At 68.3% G+C, this 18,607-nt stretch carries 16 protein-coding genes; 13 read left to right on the top strand and 3 right to left on the bottom strand.

From position 1 onward, the window contains the following. Window positions 1-6: 6 nt before the first annotated feature. Together FHT37_RS11075 and FHT37_RS11070 are read right to left on the bottom strand one after the other, a co-directional pair. Entirely contained in the window at window positions 7-510 is a 504-nt protein-coding gene (locus FHT37_RS11075) for a type II toxin-antitoxin system VapC family toxin (protein ID WP_183481537.1), read from the bottom strand. After that, complete coding sequence (locus FHT37_RS11070) at window positions 497-712, bottom strand: AbrB/MazE/SpoVT family DNA-binding domain-containing protein (RefSeq protein WP_141225424.1); 216 nt, start codon at window positions 710-712, stop codon at window positions 497-499. Before FHT37_RS11070 ends, FHT37_RS11075 begins: the two co-directional genes overlap by 14 nt. Before the next feature lie 252 nt (window positions 713-964). On the opposite strand from FHT37_RS11070, the gene FHT37_RS11065 reads away from it, so the two are divergent. The 3 genes from FHT37_RS11065 (at window position 965) to FHT37_RS11055 (ending at window position 2,589) form a co-directional block, all read left to right on the top strand. Then, complete coding sequence (locus FHT37_RS11065) at window positions 965-1,741, top strand: NIPSNAP family protein (protein ID WP_183480782.1); 777 nt, start codon at window positions 965-967, stop codon at window positions 1,739-1,741. Window positions 1,742-1,813: 72 nt separating this feature from the next. Further along, window positions 1,814-2,041 carry a hypothetical protein gene (locus FHT37_RS11060; protein WP_183480780.1) on the top strand — a complete coding sequence of 76 codons (228 nt, stop codon included), beginning with the start codon at window positions 1,814-1,816 and terminating at the stop codon, window positions 2,039-2,041. Further along, window positions 2,038-2,589 carry a 2'-5' RNA ligase family protein gene (locus tag FHT37_RS11055; RefSeq protein ID WP_183480778.1) on the top strand — a complete coding sequence of 184 codons (552 nt, stop codon included), beginning with the start codon at window positions 2,038-2,040 and terminating at the stop codon, window positions 2,587-2,589. The genes FHT37_RS11060 and FHT37_RS11055 overlap by 4 nt, the downstream gene beginning before the upstream one ends. 66 nt (window positions 2,590-2,655) lie before the next feature. Here the strand turns inward: FHT37_RS11055 and FHT37_RS11050 are convergent, their stop codons facing one another. After that, on the bottom strand, window positions 2,656-3,828 hold the full coding sequence (locus tag FHT37_RS11050) for a DUF72 domain-containing protein (RefSeq protein ID WP_183480776.1): 1,173 nt from the start codon (window positions 3,826-3,828) through the stop codon (window positions 2,656-2,658). 48 nt (window positions 3,829-3,876) lie between these two features. On the opposite strand from FHT37_RS11050, the gene tadA reads away from it, so the two are divergent. The 10 genes from tadA to FHT37_RS11000 all read left to right on the top strand — a co-directional run bounded on the left by tadA (window position 3,877) and on the right by FHT37_RS11000 (window position 18,586). Next, complete coding sequence (gene tadA / locus FHT37_RS11045; protein ID WP_091732151.1) at window positions 3,877-4,548, top strand: tRNA adenosine(34) deaminase TadA; 672 nt, start codon at window positions 3,877-3,879, stop codon at window positions 4,546-4,548. Next, complete coding sequence (locus FHT37_RS11040; protein ID WP_183480774.1) at window positions 4,545-5,525, top strand: LD-carboxypeptidase; 981 nt, start codon at window positions 4,545-4,547, stop codon at window positions 5,523-5,525. The genes tadA and FHT37_RS11040 overlap by 4 nt, the downstream gene beginning before the upstream one ends. 243 nt (window positions 5,526-5,768) lie before the next feature. After that, the gene (locus FHT37_RS11035) at window positions 5,769-8,009 is read left to right on the top strand and encodes an ABC transporter substrate-binding protein (protein WP_183481534.1); all 2,241 of its coding nucleotides are present in this window, start codon (window positions 5,769-5,771) and stop codon (window positions 8,007-8,009) included. Beyond that, window positions 8,009-8,992 (top strand): ABC transporter permease, encoded by a 984-nt coding sequence (locus FHT37_RS11030; protein WP_147240069.1) that lies wholly within the window; start codon window positions 8,009-8,011, stop codon window positions 8,990-8,992. Before FHT37_RS11035 ends, FHT37_RS11030 begins: the two co-directional genes overlap by 1 nt. A 34-nt stretch (window positions 8,993-9,026) precedes the next feature. Next, window positions 9,027-10,472, top strand: a complete 1,446-nt coding sequence (locus FHT37_RS11025; protein ID WP_183480772.1) for an ABC transporter permease — start codon at window positions 9,027-9,029, stop codon at window positions 10,470-10,472. A 10-nt stretch (window positions 10,473-10,482) separates the two neighbouring features. Continuing rightward, on the top strand, window positions 10,483-12,507 hold the full coding sequence (locus FHT37_RS11020; protein WP_183480771.1) for a dipeptide ABC transporter ATP-binding protein: 2,025 nt from the start codon (window positions 10,483-10,485) through the stop codon (window positions 12,505-12,507). A 441-nt stretch (window positions 12,508-12,948) separates the two neighbouring features. Next, window positions 12,949-15,633 carry a TonB-dependent receptor gene (locus FHT37_RS11015; protein ID WP_091732172.1) on the top strand — a complete coding sequence of 895 codons (2,685 nt, stop codon included), beginning with the start codon at window positions 12,949-12,951 and terminating at the stop codon, window positions 15,631-15,633. A gap of 78 nt (window positions 15,634-15,711) precedes the next feature. Next, a complete protein-coding gene (locus tag FHT37_RS11010) occupies window positions 15,712-16,413 on the top strand; it encodes a 2OG-Fe(II) oxygenase family protein (protein ID WP_091732176.1) in 702 nt (233 codons plus the stop codon). 636 nt (window positions 16,414-17,049) lie between these two features. Beyond that, window positions 17,050-17,631 (top strand): ABC transporter substrate-binding protein, encoded by a 582-nt coding sequence (locus FHT37_RS25665; protein WP_147240063.1) that lies wholly within the window; start codon window positions 17,050-17,052, stop codon window positions 17,629-17,631. A 103-nt stretch (window positions 17,632-17,734) separates the two neighbouring features. Beyond that, window positions 17,735-18,586, top strand: coding sequence for a MotA/TolQ/ExbB proton channel family protein (locus FHT37_RS11000; protein WP_091732184.1), 852 nt, complete (start codon window positions 17,735-17,737; stop codon window positions 18,584-18,586). The last annotated feature ends 21 nt before the right edge of the window (window positions 18,587-18,607 follow it).

Here is an 18,607-nt window from a genome sequence, read left to right as displayed (position 1 = left end):
GCCGTGCTATTGCGCCGTTGGCGCCAGCTGCTTCGCCGTTGGCCAGCGATCCCATCGTCCGGTCGGCTCGGACCCTGAAGCGGCACTGCCTGCTGCACTTCCCTTGGCGAACAGCCTGACCAGCGGAAGGTCCCGGAAATGCGCATCGCAGGTGAGAACTTCCGCGCCAAGCCGCAGTGCGGTGGCGTAGATGACCGCATCCGCAGTGGCGAGCTTGTGCTGCACATTGGCCTGCGCCGCGAGCGCTGCGGTTTCGGAATCGAGCAGCTCGACTTGGCAGTCCTCCAGCGACTGTTCCAGCCGCTCCCGTTCTGCTTCGGTCAATTCGCGCAGGGCCCATTTGGAGAGCTCCAGCTGCACGATTGTTGGAACGATGCAGTGAGCCTTGGCCGGGAGCACAGCGGCAATTCGCTGCCCCAGGGCGGTCTGGGAGAAGCACTCGATCCAGACCGATGTATCGACCACGATCGGACTGCATGTGCCCTCGGGATGGGCGCTAGTAGCGGTCATTGCGATCACGGTATCCCTCCGTGTTGGCGCCCTTTGCAATCCCGAAGAGTTCCTGCGGCGTGACGTGTGGGCAAATGAAGATGCCGTTGCCTCGGCGGATGAACATCAGCTTCTGCCCCGACTTCCATTTCAAGGAGTCGCGAAGCTCTTTGGGCAGCTCGATGCGGTGGCGAGGAGAAAGTTCTCCGGTGGGTGCGGGCATGTGTCCTCCATGGCGATCAGTGAAGCGGGAAGCCGCCGATTCTTCGCTCACGGGCCTCTGAGGACTACGACCTTGACGAGTGGTGGCCACGCCGTGACTACCGAAGGTCGAGGTGCTGTCGACGTTGATGAGCAGTTGACGTTCGCCATCGCCATGAACCCATGGAGCGCCGGCCGTTGCTGACACGCGGTGACAGGGCGTCTCCCCAGAATCGCACGATCACTTCGACGCCCACGACCCAGGAGGTCCACCATGTCCGACGCCCATCCCGTCTTCGAGTTGCGCCAGTACAAGATCGTCAAGGGCGAGCGCGACCGCTTCATGCGGCTGTTCGACGAGGCGTTCGTCGACTCGCAGGAAGCGGTCGGGATGCGGCTGTACGGCCAGTTCGCCGACCTGGACGACCCCGGCCGCTTCGTCTGGATCCGCGGCTTCGACGACATGGCGGCGCGCGAGCGCGCGCTCCACGCGTTCTATTCCGGCCCGGTCTGGCAGGCTCGCCGCGACGAGGCCAACCCGCTGCTCGACGACAACGACAACGTCCTGCTGCTGCGGCCGACGCCAGGCGGGGCGGTGCCGGCGCGCATCGATGTGGCACGTGACGCGGGCCGAGCGGGCAGGGCGGGCAGGGCGGGCGGCGCGCTCGGCGCGGGCAGCGACGGCGGCACCGGACTCGTGCTGCTCCACCTGTGCTACCTCTGGAAGGATCCCGTCGATCCGGAGGACGGTTTCGCCCGCTTCTTCGAGCACGAGGTCGCGCCGGTGATCGAGGCCGCGGGACTGCCGGTGATCGGCAGCTTCATCCCGGAGCGCTCGCCCAACAACTTCCCGCGACTGCCGGTGCGCGAGGGCGAGAAGGTCTTCGTCTGGATGACGCGTGCCGACGATGCCGACGACTGGGCCTTGCGCTGGAGCGCGTGCCGGCATGCGCCGGCCTGGCGCGCGCTCGCACCGCGCTGGCTGGACGCGCAGGAACGGGCACCGCAGATCCTGCGCCTGCGACCGAGCGTCGGCTCGGCCCTGCGCTGAGCCGGGTCGACGCGCCGCGGCGCGCCCGCTTGGCTATGCTGCCCGCCATTGCCTCGATTTCCGGATCTCCCCATGCGCAGCGCCCTGTCCATCCTGGCCGTCGTGATCGTGCTCAGCATCATCATGCTCACCGCGAAGAAGCAGATGGAAACCATGAAGCCCCGCCCGCCCGCGGCGTCCGCCGCCTCCTCGGGCGCGGCCGCGCCGTCGGACCTGCCTCAGCCCGCGGCCGTCGGCCGCCAAGTGCAGGACCTCATGAAGCAGGGCGAGCAGCGCGCCTCGGAGGCTGACGCCCGATGACCGTGCATGCGCTCTTCTTCTGCCTGCGGCCCGATCCGGCCACCGCGGCGAGGCTGAGCGCCGTGTCGGTCGACATCGCCCGCCGCTTCGGGCTGCGCATTCGACCGCCCCGCACCGAGCGCCTGCATGTGACGCTCCATCACCTCGGCTGGTATGACGACACGACCGACCAGGCCGAAACGATGGCCGAAGTCCGGCAACTCGCTGAGGACGCCGCCGCGGCGCTGCGGCACGGGCCGGTCCGGGTCGACTTCGACCAGTTGCTGAGCTTCACCCGCAAACCGCGCAACCTGCCGCTGGTGCTCAGCGGCGGCGTTTGCCTGGACGGCGCGCGCGCGATGCGGGCCGCGCTCGGCGACCGGCTCCATGCGGTGGGCCTGCGGACCGATCCGCGCTTCACGCCGCATCTCACGCTCTTCTACGACGACGTTGCCGTCGAGCCGCAGCCCTTCATCGTGTCCGGCTGGACCGCCTCCGAGTTCCTGCTGCTGGACAGCCTGCAGGGACAGTCCACGCACGTCGACCTGGCCCGCTGGCCGCTGGACTGAGCCCGGACCGGGCGTCAGCGGGCCTCGCCGATCGACGGCTAAACCCGCCCCTGGAGCTCGCCCCGCTCAGGCCGGGTCGACGATCTCCCGCGCCAGCGCGCGCAGGCTCAGCGGGGCGGAGCCCTCGGCATGGTTGGAGATCGTCACGTAGCAGGGCTGGCCGGCCTCGGCGGTGGCGCGCACGACCTTCGCCAGCACGGCTCGGGTCTCCGGATCGGGATCCATGACCTCGGCGTACTCGCCGTACTTCTTCTCCGCGTCCTCGTAGCCGAACGGGCCATGGACGCGGTGCAGGTTCCACCGGCAGACCAGCGGCCCGGGCCACATCGCGCGCAGCAGCGGCAACTGGTCCTGGATCGGGGGCAGCTTCGGATGCAGCCCGAGGCAGTAGCGCGCGCCGGTGTCCTTGAGCACGGCGACGAAGTCCGGCGTGAGCCATTCGGGATCGCGGACCTCCACCGCCACCACCGCCTCCGGCGCCACGTCGCGCAGCGAGGGCAGGGCGGCCAGCATCGCGTGCAGCCGGTCGAGCTGCTCCGGCATCCGGCCCAGCATGGCCAGGGGCAGCGGACTGAGCTGGAACACCAGCGCGCCGATGCGCGCGCCCAGCCCTTGCATTGCGGGTTCGAGGAATTCCTGGACCGCCAGCCGCGGATCGAGGAAGGCCGTGTTGGCCTGGCGGCCGCGGCCGTCCTCGGTCCGCACCTGCGCGTCGGTCACCACGCTCGGCGCCTTGACCGTGAAGCGGAAGTCCTCGGGCACCTGCTGCGCGTAGCGCTCGTACTGGCTGGCCGTCAGCGATTGGTAGAACCCGCGGTCGATGCTGACCGCGCGATGCAGCGGCTGCTGCGCATAGGCGCTCAGGCCGTTGCGCGACAGGGTGGATTCGCCGTGCCGGCCGGCCCAGACGATGCCCTGCCAGCCCGGATAGCTCCACGACGAGGTGCCCAGCCGGATCCGCGGCGACAGCGCGGCGGCGAGGGCGGCCTGCGATTCGTCCACCGGCTGCGGCTGGACGCCGGCGCGGCGGCGTTTCGGCGGCCCGTCGGTGGCGGGCGAGGGCGCGCCTTCGGTGATCGCGCCGCTTGCGTCGTCCGCATCGCCCGCGTTGTCGCGGTCGGCGCTGTCGGCGCCGCGCGCCTGCCGCCCGGTCGTCGATGGCCGCGCGCCGGGGGCGGGCGCTGGCGCCAGCAGCTCGCCGAAGAGATCGTCCTGGTGGCCGAGGAACTCCTGTTGCATGGGCCGGCAGCATAGCGGGCACGGCTACACTGCCGCGCGAGCTTCGCCATGTCCATCGAGCCTTCCTCCCTCCTCCCCGCCGACGAGTACGCGATGCGGCTCGCCCTCGACCAGGCGCAGAACGCCTGGCTGGTGGGCGAGGTGCCTGTGGGCGCCGTCATCATGCGCGCCGGCCAGGTGATCGCGACCGGCTACAACCGCCCGATCACGACGCACGATCCGACCGCGCATGCCGAGATCGTGGCGTTGCGCCATGCCGCGCAGCTGCTGGGCAACTATCGGCTGCCCGAGTGCGAGCTCTACGTGACGCTCGAGCCCTGCGCGATGTGCGCGATGGCGATGATGCATGCGCGGCTCAAGCGCGTGGTCTTCGCCGCGCCGGATCCCAAGACCGGCGTGGCCGGCTCGGTGCTGGACCTGTTCGGGCAGAAGCAGCTCAACCACCACACCGCGCTGCAGGGCGGCGTGCTGGCCGAGGCCTCGGCCAAGCTGCTGCGCGAGTTCTTCGCCGAGCGCCGCGAGGCGGCGCGCCAGCTGCGCGAGACGCGTCGCCAGGCGGCCGCCGAGCGGGCCATCGAAGCCGGCGCCGCCGTGGATGCCGACGGCCTGCCCGCCTTGACCGCGCTGCCCGAGGTGCAGGAGTTTCCGGTGATCCCGGTCGGCGACGCGCAATACCTTTCCCCGAATTCCGATCCTCCGCAGGACGACCCGCAGCGATGAGCTCCCTGATCCTCTACACCCCCTCCGGCGTCCTGGCGCAGGCGCAGCCGCTCAAGCGCGCGGCCAAGCGGCTGACGGCGCTCGGCTTCGACGTGAGCATCGACGAGGCCGCGCTGGCGAAGCACCAGCGCTTCGCCGGCGACGACGACACGCGGCTGGCCGCGCTGCACCGCGTCGCCGAGGCGGCGCCGTCGGTGGCGCTGGCCACGCGCGGCGGCTACGGCCTGACGCGGCTGCTCGACCGCATCGACTGGGCGTTGATGGCGCGCAGCGCGGAGCGCGGCACCCGCTGGGTCGGCCTCAGCGACGTCACCGCGCTGCAGCTGGCGCTGCTGGCCCACACGAAGCAGACGAGCTGGGCCGGTCCGATCGCCTGCGACGACTTCGGCCGCGCCGAAAGCGACGGCGGCGTCGACGAGATCACCCGCGACTGCTTCCTCGAGGCGATGGACGGTTCGCTAGAGGCCATCGGCTTCCGCACCGAGGCGGGCCTGGACGGCGTCGAGGCGCGCGGCACGCTGTGGGGGGGGAACCTGGCGGTGCTGTGCTCGCTGCTGGGCACGCCGCACTTCCCGAAAATCAAGGGCGGCATCCTCTTCCTGGAGGACGTCAACGAGCATCCCTACCGCGTCGAGCGCATGCTGCTGCAACTCTGGCAGGCGGGCGTGCTGGACGCGCAGAAGGCGGTGATCCTGGGCAGCTTCAGCGGCTGGAAGAAGTCGCCGCTGGATCGCGGCTACTCGATGAAGAGCTGCGTGCAGGCGCTGCGCGAGCGCGTCAGGGTGCCTGTCCTCACCGGGCTGCCCTTTGGCCATGTGCCGACCAAGGTGTGCCTGCCCGTGGGCGCGAAGGCCGAGATGATGGTCGAGGGCCGCGACGTGATCGTGGCCTGGGGCCATGTCGGCCACGGACACGATCATCACGCCCCCCACGATCACCACGGCCACGATCACGACCACCCCGGTCACGAGCACTGACCGACGTCACGGGCGCCGCGCGAGCGGGGCCGCTATGATCCGCCCCGGCAGCGGCCGGCCTCCACGAGGGGCGCGGCCTTGGCAACAATCTGGCAATGCCGCATCCCCAGGATGCGGCGTTTGCTTTTGGGAAGGATGACGATGTCGTCGGGGCTGTGGAACGCGTCGCTGCACGCGGCTGAGGGCTGGCGTGCGGCGTGGGCCCGGTTCGTGGCGATCCGCCGCCTGGGCGGCGCGGGGGCGATGGCGGCGGCGGTGTGTGCCGCGTCGCTGCTGGCCGCGTGCAACAACAGTCCCTATCCGGCCGGCGCGGCCAAGGACAACACGCTCTACCTGTCCTTCGACGAGCGCTCGCCGCGCTACCTGGATCCGACCGCGTCCTACACCGCGCCCGAGTCGGTCTACACCTACCAGATCACCGAGCCGCTCTACGGCTACCACTACCTGAAGCGGCCCTACACGCTGATCCCGCGCGTCGCGGCGGCGGTGGTCAAGCCGTACTACCTGGACGCGCAGGGCCGGCGCCTGCCCGAGGACGCGCCCGCGGACCAGATCGCGCAAAGCGTCTACGACGTGCCCATCCGGCCCGGTGTCCTGTACGCGCCCAGCCCCGCATTCGCCAAGGACGAGCAGGGCCACTACCGCTACCACCACCTCACGGCGAAAGAGCTCGGCGACAAGCGCTCGCCCTGGCAGTTCGAGCACCAGGGCACCCGGGAGCTCGAGGCCGCGGACTTCGTCTACGCGCTCAAGCGCCACGCGACCACCCGCATCGAGGCGCCGATCTTCGGCCTGTTCTCCGAGCACGTGCTCGGCCTGAAGGCCTACGGCGCGCTGATACGCGAGGAGAACGCGAAGCTGCTCAAGGGCCTGCCGGAGAGCACGCCCGACAAGCCCTTCCTGGACTTCCGCAAGTGGCCGCTGGAAGGCGCCGAGGCGGTGGACAAGCACCTGCTGCGCGTGCGCATCAAGGGCAAGTACCCGCAGTGGTCCTACTGGATGTCGACGACCTTCATGGCGCCGATCCCGTGGGAGGCGGACCTGTTCTACGCCCAGCCCGGCATGGCCGAGCACGGCCTGTCCTGGAACCAGTGGCCGGTGGGCACCGGGCCTTACATGATGACGACCTACGAGCAGGATCGCCGTCATGTGATGTCGCGCAATCCGAATTACCGCAAGGACGATCTCTACCCCTGCGAGGGCATGCCCGACGACGGTCCCGCGGGGCGCCTGGCCGATTGCGGCAAGCCCATGCCCTTCATCGACAAGATCGTCGCCACGCTGATCAAGGAGCGGGTGCCGCGCAAGGAGATGTTCAAGCAGGGCTACCTGGACCTTCCCGACCTGGAACGCGGCGACTGGGGCGTCGAGTTCTACGCTGATGCCAGCGACTCCGCCGAGACCGACGCCTTCTTCCGCCAGCGCGGCTTCGCCTTCCCGCGCTCGACCGATCCCAACAACTGGTACCTGGGCTTCAACATGCTCGATCCGGTGATCGGCAAGGGCAGGACGCCGGAGGAAGAGGAGCGACACCGCAAGCTGCGCCAGGCCTTGTCCATCGCGATCGACTGGGAGGAGGGCTACGGTCGCATCTTCAAGAACCGCGGCGGCGTGACGGCCTACGGACCGGTGCCGCCCGGCGTGTTCGGCTCGCGCGAGGCGCAGCCGGGCTTCTTCAATCCGGTCACGCATCGGCTGGTCAATGGCAAGGTCGAGCGCCGTCCGCTCGAGGACGCGAAGCAGCTGCTGGCCGAGGCCGGCTACCCCGATGGCCGCGACGCGAAGACCGGTCAGCCGCTGGTGCTCAACTACGACTTCATGCGCACCGTCACGCCGGAGGTGAAGGCCGAGAACGACTGGCTGGTGAAGCAGTTCGCCAAGCTGGGCATCCAGCTCGACGTGCGCGCCACCGACTACAACCAGTTCCAGGAGAAGGTCCGCCAGGGCAAGCACCAGGTCTTCTGGTGGGGCTGGTTCGCGGACTACCCGGACGCCGAGAATTTCCTATTCCTGCTCTACGGGCCCAACAGCAAGTCGCTGCATGAAGGCGAAAACTCGGCCAACTACGAGAGCGCCGAATTCGACCGGCTGTTCAAGCAGGTGCAGGTGCTCGACGACGGCCCGCAGAAGCAGCAGGTGATCGACCGCATGGTGGCGATCACCCAGCAGGACGCGCCCTGGGCCTTCGGCTACTGGGCCTGGACCGGGCAGGCGTATCAGAGCTGGGTCCACAACGGCAAACCCAGCATCGTGATCCGCGATCCGGTGCGCTACTACCGCATCGATCCGCAAGAGCGCGCCCAGCGCCAGGGCGAATGGAACCGGCCGGTCTGGTGGCCGCTGCTGGTGCTGGTGGTGGGTTTCGCCGCCATCGTCTGGATGACGCGGCGCAGCTTCCGCAAGCGCGAAACCGCGACCGCGCGTGGCACCGCCGCGCCGCTGGCCGCCAACGACGCCCTGAGCGCCGCCCGGGGAGCCGACTGATGTTCAAGTACCTGACTCGTCGCCTGGCCTACGGGCTGGCCATCCTGGTGGGCGTCAACCTGCTGACCTTCTTCCTGTTCTTCACCGTCAACACGCCGGACGACATGGCGCGGCTGAACATCGGCGGCAAGCGCGTCTCGCAGGAACAGATCGACAAGTGGAAGGCCGAGCGCGGCTACGACAAGCCGCTGTACTGGGACGCCTCGCGCAGCGGCACCGCGCAGCTGACCCACACGGTGTTCTGGGAGCGCTCGGTCTCGCTGATGCTGCTGGAGTTCGGCCGCTCCGACGCGCGCCAGGCCGTCGACATCGGCCACGAGATCAAGACCCGCATGGGCGTGAGCCTGCAGCTGGCGGTGCCGATCTTCGTGCTGCAGCTGATCGTGAGCGTGGCCTTCGCGCTGCTGCTGACCTTCTTCCGCAACTCGCGCATCGACTTCTGGGGCGTCGTGCTGTGCGTGCTGATGCTGTCGATTTCCAGCCTCTTCTACATCATCGTCGGGCAGTTCTTCTTCTCGCGGGTGCTGCGCCTGGTGCCGATCAACGGCTACGAGCCGGGCCTGGACGCGCTCAAGTTCCTGGCGCTGCCGATCGCGCTGTCGCTGCTGTCGCGGCTGGGCGGCGAGGCCCGCCTGTACCGCGCGATGCTGCTCGAGGAGGTCGGCAAGGACTATGTCCGCACCGCCCGCGCCAAGGGCTTGTCCGAGCCCGTGGTGCTGATGCGCCATGTGCTGCGCAACGCGCTGATCCCGATCATCACCAGCGCCGGCGCCTATCTGCCCTACGTGTTCCTGGGCAGCCTGGTGTTCGAGAGCTTCTTCGGCATCCCGGGCCTGGGCGCCTTCGTCATCGACGCGATCACCGGCCAGGACTTCGCCATCGTGCGCACCATGGTGTTCCTCGGCGCGCTGCTCTACATCGCGAGCAACGCGCTGATCGACGTGGTCTACACCTGGGTCGACCCGCGCGTGCGGCTGACCTGACGCGGCCTCGCGCCGATCCGACAAGAGATTCGACATGGGATTCAAGGTCGTCATCCTCTGGACCGACGTGGCGCTGTGGGCAATGTTCGCGGCGCTGGTGTTCTACATCGCGCGGCTGATCCGGCGCCCGCATCTGCGCGCCAACTGGCAGCGCGTGCTGCGCGATCCGGCCGCGCTCAGCGCTGGCGTGGTGCTGGCGCTGTTCCTGGGCATCACGGCGCTGGACAGCCTGCACTTCCGTCGCGCGCTGGCCGACAGCCCGGCCGGCCAGCAGTTCTACGAGACCCGCACCGAATCGGTCCTGGACCTGCTGCTGGCGCGCCAGATCGAGATGCGCGAGACCAGCTACTCGGCGCCGCTGGCCTACCAGGGCTTCACGCTGGACAGCGTCGCCCACGGCAGCGAGATCGTGCGCGAGTTCCCGCGACTGGCCTTCGGCGGCGCGCATTTGAAGGATCCGGCGCGCGACTGGTCCGGCGACGTGACGCGGCGCGCGCTGACCGGCCTGGCGCTGGGCGCGCTGGCATCAGCGCTGATCGCGATGGCGATGGCGGCAGCCCTGGCGCCGCATCACGGCGGCTTCCGCCAGGGCCTGAAGGACCTGCTGGCCGACCGCACGCACTACCCGTGGCGCGCGGCGCTGGGGACGCTGTCGGTCATCGCGCTGCTGGCGGGACCGGTGATCGCGCTGATGGGCCACTACCACGTCTTCGGCACCGACCAGACCGGCAACGACGTGCTCTACCAGGCGCTCAAGAGCATCCGCACCGCCTTCGTGATCGGCGCGCTGTCGACGCTGGCGACGCTGCCCTTCGCGCTGGTGCTGGGCATCCTGGCCGGCTACTTGAAGGGCTGGGTGGACGAGGCGATCCAGTACTTCTACACGGTGCTGACCTCGGTCCCCAACGTGCTGCTGATCGCCGCCTGCGTGCTGATGGTGCAGGTCTTCCTGGACAAGCACCCGGAGGCCTTCGAGACCGGCGCCGAACGCGCCGACCTCAAGATCTTCCTGCTCTGCGTGATCCTGGGCGTGACCGGCTGGGCGACGCTGTGCCGGCTGGTGCGCGGCGAGACGCTCAAGCTGCGCGAGGCCGATTTCGTGCAGGCCGCGACCGCCTTCGGCGTGCGCGACACGACGATCATGGTCCGCCACATCGTGCCCAACGTGATGCACCTGGTGCTGATCTCGCTGGTGCTCAACTTCTCCGACCTCATCCTCTACGAGGCGGTGCTGACCTACGTCGGCGTGGGCGTGGACCCGGGCATGAACAGCTTCGGCGGCATGATCAACCTGGCACGCTCGGAGATGAGCCGAGACCCGGTGGTGTGGTGGAGCTTCGTCGCGGCCTTCGGCTTCATGGTGAGCCTGGTGCTGGCCGCCAACCTGTTCGCCGATGGCGTGCGCGATGCCTTCGACCCGCGCGCCCGCAAGCTGCGGCCGCAGGTGCTGTCGCTTAAGAAGAAGAACGCCCAGGCCTGAGGAACGCCAGATGCTGAAGATCGACGACCTCCACGTCCACCTGGACGCCGACGCCGGCCTGGTGCGCGCCATCGATGGCATGCGGCTGACGCTGGCGCAAGGCCAGACCTTCGCGCTGGTGGGCGAGTCCGGCTGCGGCAAGAGCATGACGGCGCTGGCGCTGATGCGGCTGCTGCCGGACAACGGGCGCATCGCCGCCGGCCGGCTCGAGCTCGATGGCCAGGACCTGTTCGACCTGAGCGAGGCCCGCATGCGCGACGTGCGCGGCGGACGCATCGGGATGATCTTCCAGGAGCCGGGGACCAGCCTGAATCCGGTGATGAAGGTCGGCGACCAGATCGTCGAGGCGATCGAGGCTCACACGCCGCTGCGCGGCGCGGCGGCGCGCCAGAAGGCGGTGGACTGGCTGCGCCGCGTGGGCATCCCCGAACCCGAGCGCCGCATCGACGAGTACCCGTTCCGGCTGTCCGGCGGCCAGAAGCAGCGGATCATGATCGCGATGACGCTGGCAGCCGAGCCAGACTTCCTCATCGCCGACGAGCCGACCACCGCGCTGGACGTCACCATCCAGGCGCAGATCCTGGACCTGCTCAAGGACCTGCAGCGCGAGCGCGGGCTGGGGCTGCTGCTGATCACCCACGACCTGGGCGTGGTGTCGGGGATGGCGCACCAGGTGGCGCTGATGTACGCCGGGCAGATCGTCGAGGTGGCGTCGGCGGCGGAGTTCTTCGCGGCACCCAGACATCCTTATGCGCGCTTGCTGCTGCGCGCACTGCCGGACGCGCAGCGCCGCGGGGAGCCGCTGGCCGCCATCCCGGGGACCGTGCCGCCGTTGTGGCAGACCTTCTCAGGCTGCCGCTTCGCGCCGCGTTGCGATCGCGCGATGGCCCATTGCGCGTCGACGCAGCCGGTGCTCGCCGGACTGGCCGATGGCGCTGTGGGGCATGAAGTGCGGTGTCTGCTTTATGCCGATGCCACGGGGGGCGTGGCGGGAGGATCTGGCCACGTGGCGAGAGGATCTGGGGACGTGGCAGATCGGGAGATCGCCGTCGGCACCGGTGCCCCTCTCCGCTCAGACGCCTCCGCACGCTCGGCATTCGCTCCGAGGGGCACCGGCGCCGACGGCTTCGCGCAGTCGCCATCGCAGCCCCCCATGCAGTCGACCGAGCAGTCGACCGTGCAGTCGCCTCGGTTGCTGCTCGAGGTGAAGGACCTGACCGTGCGGTATCCGATGGGGCGCGGGTTCTTTGGGGGGACGAAGCGCTGGTTCGACGCCGTCGGCGGGGTCTCCTACTCGATCGAGGCCGGCAAGACCCTGGCCCTCGTCGGCGAGTCCGGCTGCGGCAAGACCACCTCCGGCAAGGCGATCGTCCAGCTGCTTCGGCGCGTGGCGGTGATCGGGGGGCAGGCCCTGCTGCACACGCCGGTTGACGCCGCAGGGCAGGGCGGGGCGCCCCAGGACCTGTTCCAGCTCGACGGCGACGCACTCCGGGAGGCGCGCCGGCAGGTGCAGATCATCTTCCAGGATCCGTTCGCGTCGTTGAATCCGCGGCTGCGCGTGCAGGAAGTGCTCGAGGAAGGCCTGCTGGCGCTGCGGCCCGAACTCGATGCGCAGGCACGCCTGACGCTGCTCCACGAGCTGCTGGACCAGGTCGGCCTGCGCCGCGACGCGCTGGCCCGCTTCCCGCACGAGTTCTCCGGCGGCCAGCGCCAACGCATCGCCATCGCCCGCGCGCTGGCCGTGGAGCCGCGCTTGATCGTCTGCGACGAACCCACCTCGGCCCTGGACGTGTCGGTCCAGGCGCAGATCCTGAACCTGCTGCGCGAACTCCAGCGCAGCCGCGGACTCTCCTACCTGTTCATCACCCACAACATCGGCGTCGTCGAGTACATCGCCGACGAGGTCGCAGTGATGCAGGCCGGCCGCATCGTGGAATCGGGCAGCTGCGACACGGTGCTCGGGCAACCGCGCGAGGGGTACACCCGGACGCTGCTCGCGGCGGTGCCGCGCGTCGTCGCCCGATCGGTGGCTTGAGCCTTGCACCGTTCCGGTGCCGAACGAGGTTTCGTTTGGGTTCGTCAGGTGCCAGCACCTTCACGCCACATTGAAAGTCGCTGAAATCCGCCCGCTTCCAAGGCGGATGGGCGGAGCGCGCTCGGCATCGTGATTGACATGCACCGTTATGGTGCAAATCATGCCGTTTGGCACCCCTTGGCGACGGGTTTCGGGCGCTCCCCGCGCGTCGCGCGGCTGCAACGTCGGTTGCAGAGCGCCCTTCGGTGTTTACCCGCGTTTTCCTACCAGAAACAGGCTAGTTAAAAGCTGCATAGGGAGATTACGGGGGATTCCTTCGCAAAGCGGACAACAAACTGGCGCGGCCCTGACCCGGGAACACCGCTCGGAGGGCGCTGGCCGAACCCCGGCCGCCCGTGTTCCCGGGAACAAGCCAAAAGTGTTTCTGGATAAGGAGTCCTCATGTTCAAACGAAAGAGCGTCAACACCGCCGCGCTGCTTGCCCTCGGCGTGATCGCCGCCCCGGCGATGGCTCAACAGCAACTGGACCGCGTGGAGATCACCGGTACCTCGATCAAGCGGATCGACGCTGAAACGGCGCTGCCCGTCAGCGTCATCACCCGCGACAACATCGACAAGAGCGGCGCGTCCAACGTGCAGGAGCTGGTCGATCGCCTCAGCTACAACAACGGCGGCGGCATCGCGATGGGCCAGTCGATCGGAGACTCCTCCGCCACGGGCCAGACCGGCGCTTCGCTGCGCGGCCTGGGTCGCGCCCGCACGCTGGTGCTGCTGAACGGTCGTCGCATGCCGATCTACCCGTTCTCGGGTCAGGGCGTGGACTTGAACTCGATCCCGCTGGCGGCGATCGAACGCATCGAAGTGCTGCGTGATGGCGCCTCGGCGACCTACGGTTCGGACGCCATCGGCGGCGTCATCAACTTCATCACCCGCAAGGATTGGCGCGGCGGCGAACTGTCGGTCGGCCTGGAGACCCCGCACTCGGTCGGCGACGTGTTCTCGCTGTCCGGCGGCCTGGGCTTCGGCGATCTGAACAAGGACAAGTTCAACGTCCTGGGCACGTTCAACTACCAGAAGTACGACCCGATCCGCGCCAAGGACCGTGGTTACGCCTCCACCGGCAACCGGCCGGACCTGGGCATCATCAAGGATTCGGGCAACACCTTCCCCGCCAACGCGGTGATCCCGTCGACCGGCCAGTACGTGCCGCTGGCGGCGAACTTCCCGAACTGCGCGCCGCCCGACAGCTTCTCGTACCCGGGCGCCACCAACTGCCGCTACGACTACACCCACTACATCGATCTGGTGCCTGAGCAGGAACGCTACGGCGCCCTGGTGAAGGGCACGATCGCGCCGTCGCCTGATCACACGCTCTTCGCCGAAGTCGCGTACAGCCGCAACGAGATCATCCTGGGCTCGTCGCAGACCCCGTCGACGACCACTGGCAAGCCCGCCTACCTGTATCCCGGTGGCGGCAAGTGGTACCCGACCGCAGCCGTGGACGCCGTGCAGCCGGGCTACCGCGGTCCGCTGCGGATCTCCTGGCGGATGGTCGACGGCGGCCAGCGCCGTGACAAGGTGACCAACGAAGTGCTGCGCACCGTCGCCGGTGCCGAGGGCACGCTGGCGGGCTTCGACTACAAGGCCGCCTTCGTCTACGCCGAGGGCAAGGCGCGCGACGACTATGTCAGCGGCATCTTCTCCGACACCCGACTGGTCCAGGCGCTGGCGACCGGCCTGATCAACCCGTTCGGCCCGAACGACGCCGCCGGTCTCGCGGCGCTCAAGTCGGCCGAGCTGTCCGGCAACAACCGCAAGTCCAAGACCAGCAACACCGGCGTCGACTTCACCCTGTCCCGCGAGCTGTTCAATGTGGGCGCAGGCAATGCCGGCATCGCCTTCGGCGGTGAATTCCGCAAGGAGAAGTACCACGACGGCTACTCCGACATCGCCGGCTCCGGCGACATCGTCGGCGGCTCCGGCAACGCCGGCGCGGTGACCGGCCAGCGTGACGTCAGCGGCATCTTCGCCGAGGCGAACTTCCCGGTGCACAAGATGCTGGAACTCAACGCGGCCGTCCGCCACGACCGCTACAGCGGCACGAAGGGCGAGTCGCGTGACGGTTCGTTCAGCTCGCCGAGCCTGTCGTCCACGAGCCCGAAGTTCTCCGTCCGCTTCACCCCGATGACCGGCGTGCTGCTGCGCGCCTCGGCCGGCAAGGGCTTCCGCGCCCCGGCTCTGGACAACCTGTACGCGCCGTCCGCCGGCACGAACACGGGCAGCAACTACACCGATCCGTTCTATGAAGCGCTGCGCGGCTGCACGGCCTTCCCGAATACCGATCACTGCAGCACGCAGCTGACCGCGGTGAACAACAGCAACCCGAACCTGAAGCCGGAGAAGTCCAAGACCTTCACTGCGGGCCTGGTGTTCGAGCTGATCAAGGACACGACAGTCGGAATCGATTACTTCGACATCAAGATCACCAACGGCATCCGTGCGCTGACCGGCGACGACATCCTGAAGGACTGGTTCAAGAACCAGACTGGCCCGACGACCAGCTCGTCGGTGTTCTCGAGCCGCCTGGTTCGCGACCCGGTCACCGGCTACCTGGACCACGTCGACGCCTCGCTGGAGAACGTCGGCCAGGCTCGCGTCAAGGGCTTCGACCTGAGCGCGCGCACCCGCCTGCGCACCGAGTGGGGCACGTTCACGCCGGGCTGGGAAGGCACCATCCTGACCAAGAGCACGGAAACGAACGTGATCTCCGGCGACACCGTCGACAACCTGGGCAAGTACGCCGTGGGCGGCCCGGTGATCCGCTTCAAGCAGACCTTCTCGGTCGACTGGGACATGGGCAACTGGGGCGTCGGCGCCCGCTACTTCCGCCAGAACGGTTACCAGGACTACGACGAGGTCAGCAAGGTCAAGCATTACGACCTGGCCGACCTCCAGACGACCTACAAGGGCGTGAAGAACATGATCTTCACGGTCGGTATCCGCAACCTGTTCGACAAGAAGCCGCCGTCGACCGTCCAGGAAGACTACTTCCAGGTGGGCTTCGACCCGACGTACGCCGACGTGAAGGGCCGCACCTTCTACCTGCGCGGCACCTACCGCTTCTGATCCGGGTCTCTTGACCTGACCTGATCCGCAGGCCCTTCGGGGCCTGCTTTCGTTGGGGCTGGCATCATCAAGGCTTCCATGAACTATCTGAACCCCACGCTGGATTTCGCCGCGCTCGGCCGGACGCTGCGCGCCGATGGCCGAGTGCTTATTCGCGACTTTTTCGTGCCCGAGGTGGCCGAGGCCCTGGACCGGGCGCTGCAGGCGATCGACTGGGAGCTGGTCTATCGCGACGCGACCGGCGACCGCCGCCTGACCGGCGAGCAGCTGCGCGCGCTCACGCCCCAACAGCGCATGCAGCTGACCGAGGGCATCCACGGGATCGCGCGCGAGGGCTTCCAGTTTTCGTTCTTCTCCGACTCGCTGGTCCGCGCGGTCAAGGACGGCCGCTCCGACCTGCTGGCCCGCTTCATGCGCTGGATGGCGGACGACGCCTTCCTGTCGCCGATGCGCGAGCTCAGCGGTGACCCCGAAATCAATGGCGTCTTCGCCCAGGCGACGATGTACTCGCGCGGTAACTTCCTCACCACCCACGACGACCATGTCGACCGCGAGGACCGCCGGATCGCCTACGTGATCAACCTCACGCCGCGCTGGCGGCCCGACTGGGGCGGGATGCTCCACTTCACCGCGGAGGACGGATCGGTGCTCGACACCTTCTTCCCCCACTTCAATTCACTGTCGCTGTTCACTGTGCCGCAGCGACATTTCGTCTCCTACGTGCCGCCATTCGCCATGGCGGAGCGCCAGGCGATCACCGGCTGGCTGATCGCGGCGTAAGCGGCACGCGGATTGCTGGGGGCTAGCGGCTGTTCGTTCCGTAACCTCTTCGCGGGTTAGCCCTAGCACCCCGAGGAAGGTGAGCAGAGGGCATACCAGTAGAATACCAGGGTAGGAGGGGTGACCCTCCGGCGACGGCGCCGCTGTAACCGCAGGTGACCCGTGCGATGGGCGATGCCCGCATGCTCGGGCAAACCCCATGGCTGGCGGCTTGCGCATGTCGTTTATGATCAAGGTCGTGAAAGGTAGCCGAAATCTGTAGTTTTCCTACGGTTTTCTGACTGATCCTTGAGACGCCCGCGGCCACAAGCTGACGGGCATTTTTGTTGAGTCGGGTTCGTATCGTGCCCTGGGTTTTCGAGTCTTCGTGTGTCCATCCTGCATTCGGCGGGTCGGCGGTCCGTGGCGCTTCGGCGGCTTGGCACCGTTCGCTTCCGTCGCTCGCACAGCCGGCAAGACAGGCGCTGCTGACCCCAGGTTGCGGCGCGAACGCCTGATCCGACCAGACGCTGTGTTGAGTCGAACTCCCCTTGTAGCTTCGATGAAAGTAATTCGCAGTTTGATGAAGGAGCGCGCATGAACTTTGCGCAGGATAAAGGCGGGTCATCGCGCCTGACGGGCTTCGGCCTCGTTGTCTTGGTCCACGTCCTGATCGTCGGCGCCCTGGCCAGCGGCCTGGCGACGAAGATCAAGGAGGCGGTGAAGGGCCCGATCGACGTCAAGGTCGTCGAGGAAAAGGTCAAGCCGCCGCCGCCGCCTGAAAAGGTCGTGCCGCCGCCCCCGGACATCAAGGCGCCGCCGCCGCCGTTCGTGCCGCCGCCCGAGGTCGTCGTGACGGCCCCGCCGCCGCCGACCCAGACGGTGGCCGTGCAGTCGACGACGCCGCCGCCGGCCCAGGAGTTCCGCCCGGCACCGCCGCCGGCCGCTCCCGCGCCGCCGGCCCCGCCGGCCCCGAAGGTGCGTTCGGCAATCGGCAGCTGCAGCAAGATGGGCAAGCCGGAGATGCCGGCGCTCAACTGGAGCGGCACCGCCAGCTACAAGGCCACGTTCACCGTCAGGGGTGGCAAGGTGGTCGAGATCTCCCTGGCGACCCTGCGTGGCGCCAGCGACCGCAAGGCGGATCGCGCGCTCAAGAACGCGATCACCTCGACGCTGTCGGAGACCTATGAATGCGTGGACGCGGTCCTGGAACAGGAATTCGTGTTCAACATGGAATGATCCGCGGGACCGTCCGACCCGCGATCGACTGAATACGGAGCGCCCGACGCGCTCCGGACCCCTCAACCCTGAGTTCAAGACTTTTTGCGTAGGAGCTAACTCCATGATCTCTCGTCTGTCTGCCTTGTTTGCGGCCGTCGCCTGCGCCGCGACCCTGGCCGTCTCCCCGCTGGCCGCCCAAGCGCAGGACCAGGCTGCCTCGGCCGCCGCCTCCGCCGCTGAAGCCACTCCCGCTCCTGCCGACATCGCTCCCGCCGCCGTCGCCGAACCGGCCGCCGCCAAGCCGGTCGACAACCCCTACAGCCTGGGCAACATCGTCGCCCACGGCAACGTGGTCGACCAGGCCGTGCTGGCCATCCTGGCCATCATGTCCATGGGTTCCTGGTACATCCTGTTCACGAAGCTCTGGGACACCTCCAAGATCGCCCGTGAAGCCAAGGAAGTCCGCGCCTCGTTCTTCAAGAAGGCTTCCCTGCAGGAAGGCCTGAAGAGCCTGAGCGAGACCGGCGCGTTCCGCTTCATCGCCCAGACCGGCGTGGAAGCTTCGGAACACCACGAAGGCGCGCTGACCGAGAACATCGACCACAACACCTGGGTCACGATGAACATCGACCGCGCCGTGCAGGAAGTGAACTCGCGCCTGCAAGGCGGCCTGGGCTTCCTGGCCACCGTCGGCTCGACCAGCCCCTTCATCGGCCTGTTCGGCACCGTGTGGGGCATCCTGCAGGCGCTGACCCAGATCGGCGTGGCCGGTCAGGCTTCGATCGACAAGGTCGCCGGCCCCGTGGGCGCCGCGCTGATCATGACCGCCATCGGTCTGGGCGTGGCCGTTCCGGCCGTGCTGGGCTACAACTGGCTGGTCAACCGCAACAAGTCGGTCATGGGCCAGGTCCGTGCCTTCGCTGCTGACCTGCACGGCGTCCTGATGGGCAGCCGCAAGGTCGCCGGCCGCTAATCCACAGCAGTCCCGGAGACG

Source organism: Mitsuaria sp. BK037 (genome assembly GCF_014193045.1).
GTDB lineage: Bacteria > Pseudomonadota > Gammaproteobacteria > Burkholderiales > Burkholderiaceae_C > Roseateles.
Note: the sequence above shows the minus strand (reverse complement) of the source record. Positions and strands in the feature narration are given on the sequence as shown.